Below are 4,387 nucleotides of genomic sequence, written 5' to 3' on the forward strand. Positions count from 1 at the left end.
ACCAGTTGCTGCTGCTTGCGCAGGCGGAGTCGATGTCGTCGCGATGCCGGGTGGCGCGGGTCGATCTGTCCGGGGTGGTGTCGTCGGTGCTCGAAGAGATGATTGGCGCTGCGCAGCATCGTCGCATCGACCTCGGCGCGGAACTGGACGAGGGCGTGCAGGTGATGGGCAACGCGAGTCTGCTCGAAGCGCTCGTGACGAATCTCGTCGACAACGCGATCCGCTATACGCAGGAGGCAGGGCGCGTCACCGCGATCTGCCGCCGCGAAGGTGACGACGTGGTGCTGCAGGTGGTCGACAACGGCCCCGGTATTCCGGCCGAAGCGCGCGCATGTGTTCGAGCGTTTCTACCGCGCGGCGCGCGATGTGGAAGGCTCGGGGCTCGGGCTCGCGATCGTGCAGCAGATCGCGCACTCGCATCAGGGCAAGGTCGAGGTGGCGTCGGGCGCGGGGCGCGTGGGGCTGACGGTGACGGTGCGTCTGCCCGCGCCGAAGGCAGCGCACTGCAATCAATTGCAGCCGCCACGTTTCCGGTAATTGATCCGAACGTCGCTCAGTCCGGCGCCCCCGGCGCAGTGTTCGGATTGGCCTTCACGCTTTCCCTGAACGCCTTCACCATCTTGAGCATCGGGCCGAGCACCCAGGTATTGCGTACGAGAATGTCGGTTTCTTCTTTCGGGTCCTGGACCAGATGGAACAGGTACGGCGATTCGAGCCGGTTCGCGCCCGCGTTCACGTACGGTTCCCACACGAAATGCAGTTTCCAGTCGCGCCATTTCACCGCGCGCAGTTCGTCCTTGATATGGAAGAGGAAGCCTTCGCGATTCGACGAGGGCTGCTTGCCTAGCAGGAAGTCGAGCTGGCTTACGCCGTCGATCGGCCGTTCGTCGTTGGGCATCCGGCCGTCGATCAGTTCGGCGAACGTGGGCAGCAGGTCGACCACGTGGACGATCTGGTTGTTGACGTCGACCGGAATGTTGCCGGGCCAGCGCGCGATGAACGGCACGCGCAGGCTGCCTTCCATCGCAGTGTGATACGTGCCGGTCCATGGGCCAGCCGTGCCGCGATAAGGTGGGCGGAACTCCGGGCCGTTGTCGCTGCAGAAGATCAGCAGCGTGTTGTCCGCAATGCCGAGCGCGTCGAGCTGGTCGACGATCTGGCCGACGCGAAAATCCATCTCGGCGAGCGAATCCGCGAATTCACCCATGCCGGTCTTGCCGTCGAAATCCCTGTGCGGCAGCGTCGGAAAATGCAGATGCACGAGCGGCAGATAGAGAAAGAATGGCCGCGCGGCGCGCGCGTTGCGCTCGATGAACGTCTTCGAGCGTTCCACCAGTTCCTCGTCGATAATGCGGCGAGTTTCCAGGTCGTACAGCTTCACGTTGCGCGACGGCTCGCCCTTTTTGCCTTCCATGATGTACGGCAGTTCGGCAACGTTCGGATCGAAGCCGATCGAACTCGTGAACTGCGTTTCGTCGGTCGTGCGCGGAATACCGTACCACTCGTCGAAGCCGCGGTCCGATGGAAAGCGGCCTTCGATATCGCCCAGATGCCACTTGCCGTAGTGCGCGGTCGCATAGCCTGCGGACGACGCCATCTGCGCGAGCGTCCATTCCTTGCGTTGCAGTCCTTGCGGCAAACCCGGCGGCACCGACTGGAACGCGCCGGTGCGGATTGGATGACGGCCCGTCATCAGCGCGCTGCGGGTCGGTACGCAGTCGCTTTCCACGTTGTAGTTCAGCAGACGCATGCCGCTTGCAGCGAGCGCGTCGATGCGGGGCGTCGCGGCCCCGCGCATCATCTGGCCGCCGCCATAGCAGCCCAGTTCGCCCCAGCCGAGATTGTCGGCGACGATCAGTACGATATTCGGTCGATTGCTCATGATGTGATACGAGGTGGGCCGGTTCAGTCGGCCGGTTGCTGGTCGCCGAACTTGCGGATGCAGATCAGCAGCGAGATCACGCTGACGATGGCCGCGGCTGCGATGTACGCCGCCGGCACCAGGCGGCTATGCGTCGCGTGGATGCCCCACGTGAGGATCAGCGGCGCGAAACCGCCGAAGATCGCAACCGCGAGGTTGTGTGTGAGCGCGAGACCCGTGGTGCGCACCCGGCTCGGAAAGAGTTCGCTGAGCACGGCAGGCATCGGCCCCTGATAGCCGCTGATCGCAATACCGAGCACCGCACAGATGACGATGAACGCAAACGGCGACGGGCTGGCAATCAGCCAGGCGAAGAGCGGCACAGCGACCAGACCGATCAGCGCCGCTGCGACGAGCAGCGTGGTCTTGCGTCCCTTGCGATCGGCAATCGCACCGGCCAGCGGACACGCGACCATCTGCAGCGCGCCCATCAGCAGCGTGCCGGCGAACGCGAGCGACGAATCGATGCCGAGCTGCCGTGTCGCGAAGGTCGGCATATACAGCACGATCACATACGAGGACGACGTCACGAGCACATAGATGCCGATCGCCAGCGCGAGCCGCACTTTGTTATCTTTGAACGTGTCGCGAGCCGGACTGGCAGCGTGCGTATCTTTCGCGAACACCGGTGTTTCGTCGACGTGCCGACGGATCACGTACGCGACAGGGATGATGAAGAGGCCGAACAGGAACGGCACGCGCCATCCCCAGCTCAGCATCTGTTCCGGCGTCAGATAGCGCGAGAGCAGCGTGCCGAACAGCGAGGCGAGCACTGCGGTGCCGCCTTGCGCAGCCATCTGGAAGCTTGCGTAAAAACCGCGCTGATGGCGCGGCGAATGTTCGACCAGAAAGCTCGTGGAAGCGCCGAACTCGCCTCCGGCCGAAATGCCCTGAATCAGCCGCCCGGCCGCAACGATGATGGTCGCCGCGACACCGATCGACGCATACGATGGCGTCACCGCGATCATCAGCGTGCCGATCGCCATCAGCGCGATGCTGAGCGTCAGGCCTTTCTTGCGGCCGTAGCGGTCCGAGTACGAACCGAGCATCAGCGCGCCGAGCGGGCGCATCAGATAGGACGCGCCGAAGGTGCTCAACGCGACCAGCAGCGACGTGATCTCGTTCGCCGACGGGAAAAACTGCTTCGCGATCGTCACGGCGAAAAAGCCGTACACGACCAGATCGAACCATTCCAGCGCCGTACCGATCGTTGCCGCGATGACGACGGTGCGCAACCGGCCGCGCTGGTGCGTTGCGCTCAAGCGCCTTGGCGTGGCCGATCGTTCGACGTTTTCCATATCCATGTCCTGTTCCCGCTGTCTCCATGCGTTCACGGTGGGTCGTGTCGAAGAGTATTGGCGGCACAAATTCGTGGTACAAGCACGAGATCGACGCACTCAATAACCAGTGGTTATCATGAACCTGGACGATCTGCGATATTTCATGGCCGTCGCCGAAACGGGACTGCTGCACCGGGCGGCCGCACAGGTGGGCGTCAGCCAGCCGGCTTTGACCAAGGCCATCCGTCGGCTCGAGGCGGAACTGAACGTGCCGCTTTTCGATCGCTCGCCTAAAGGGATGCTGCTCACGCGCTTTGGCATCGAGTTCCAGCGGCATGCCGCGTCGCTTCGCATCGCGTATGAAGACACGCTGAATCAGCTTGGAGAGATGTCGGCTGGCGAACTGGCCAAGGTCCGCCTGGGGGCGACGCCTGCTGTCGAGCCGCTGGTGAGCCGGGCGTTTCTGTCGCTGGTCAGAAGCCGCCCGGCGCTTCGACTCGATCTGACCGTTCAGTTGTCGGATACGCTGATCCGGGCGCTGCTGGATGGAGAGATCGATCTGGCGGTCGGCCCGTTGCCGGCCGAACTGCCCGAGGCCGTGCAGGCTGTCCCGCTGCTGATGGAATCGACGTCCGTCGTGTGCCGTGCGGATCATCCGCTGTGTTCGGCTGGCGCGAGCGTGTCAGCCGATACGCTGGGACGCTACCCGTGGATCCTGCCAGGGCAGGGCGTTTCCGCGCGACAGCAGATCGATGCGTACTTTAGCAGGCATCGAGTGGAAGGACCGCGAGTGCAGGTGCAGAGCAATTACAGTTCGCCGGTCGGTGTGTTCTTCCTGGTCGCCAATACCGACATGCTTGGAATCTGCAGCACGCAGCATCGCCCGGTGGCGGAGCAACTGGGCCTTAAGACGCTAGCGGTGAATCAGGCAAACTGGTCGCGTCAGATTGCGATCCTGACGCGCAGGAGCGGATCGCTTTCGCCACTGACGCAGGCTTTCATGACGCAGATCGTTGAAGAAGCAACGCCCCGCGCTTGATGCGCAGGGCGGCTCGCTTAGGGCGGCGTCGCGAACTACCCGGCTTTAGAACTATTGAGACTTACGTAAGTCATGACATCACCACAGCTCGGCTTGTTTCCAACATGCGACGATGATCGATTTGCGCTTCTGGCCGCTCTTGAGCTT

General features: G+C 63.2%; 3 protein-coding genes and 1 pseudogene. 2 read left to right on the forward strand and 2 right to left on the reverse strand.

Going from position 1 to position 4,387, the window contains the following annotated elements:
• Nucleotides 1-537 (forward strand): annotated as a pseudogene (locus tag DVS29_RS36560) (sensor histidine kinase); the annotation flags it as partial.
• Nucleotides 538-553: 16 nt separating this feature from the next.
• Here the strand turns inward: DVS29_RS36560 and DVS29_RS36565 are convergent.
• Both DVS29_RS36565 and DVS29_RS36570 read right to left on the reverse strand, forming a co-directional pair.
• Nucleotides 554-1,882, reverse strand: a complete 1,329-nt coding sequence (locus DVS29_RS36565; protein WP_118186197.1) for an arylsulfatase — start codon at nucleotides 1,880-1,882, stop codon at nucleotides 554-556.
• Nucleotides 1,883-1,905: 23 nt separating this feature from the next.
• Nucleotides 1,906-3,219, reverse strand: coding sequence for an MFS transporter (locus DVS29_RS36570; RefSeq protein ID WP_118186199.1), 1,314 nt, complete (start codon nucleotides 3,217-3,219; stop codon nucleotides 1,906-1,908).
• A 118-nt stretch (nucleotides 3,220-3,337) separates the two neighbouring features.
• Here DVS29_RS36570 and DVS29_RS36575 point away from each other — a divergent pair, with 118 nt between their 5' ends.
• Nucleotides 3,338-4,240, forward strand: a complete 903-nt coding sequence (locus tag DVS29_RS36575; RefSeq protein ID WP_118186201.1) for a LysR family transcriptional regulator — start codon at nucleotides 3,338-3,340, stop codon at nucleotides 4,238-4,240.
• The last annotated feature ends 147 nt before the right edge of the window (nucleotides 4,241-4,387 follow it).

The sequence above is a fragment of the Paraburkholderia phosphatilytica genome (genome assembly GCF_003443895.1).
Taxonomy (GTDB): domain Bacteria; phylum Pseudomonadota; class Gammaproteobacteria; order Burkholderiales; family Burkholderiaceae; genus Paraburkholderia; species Paraburkholderia phosphatilytica.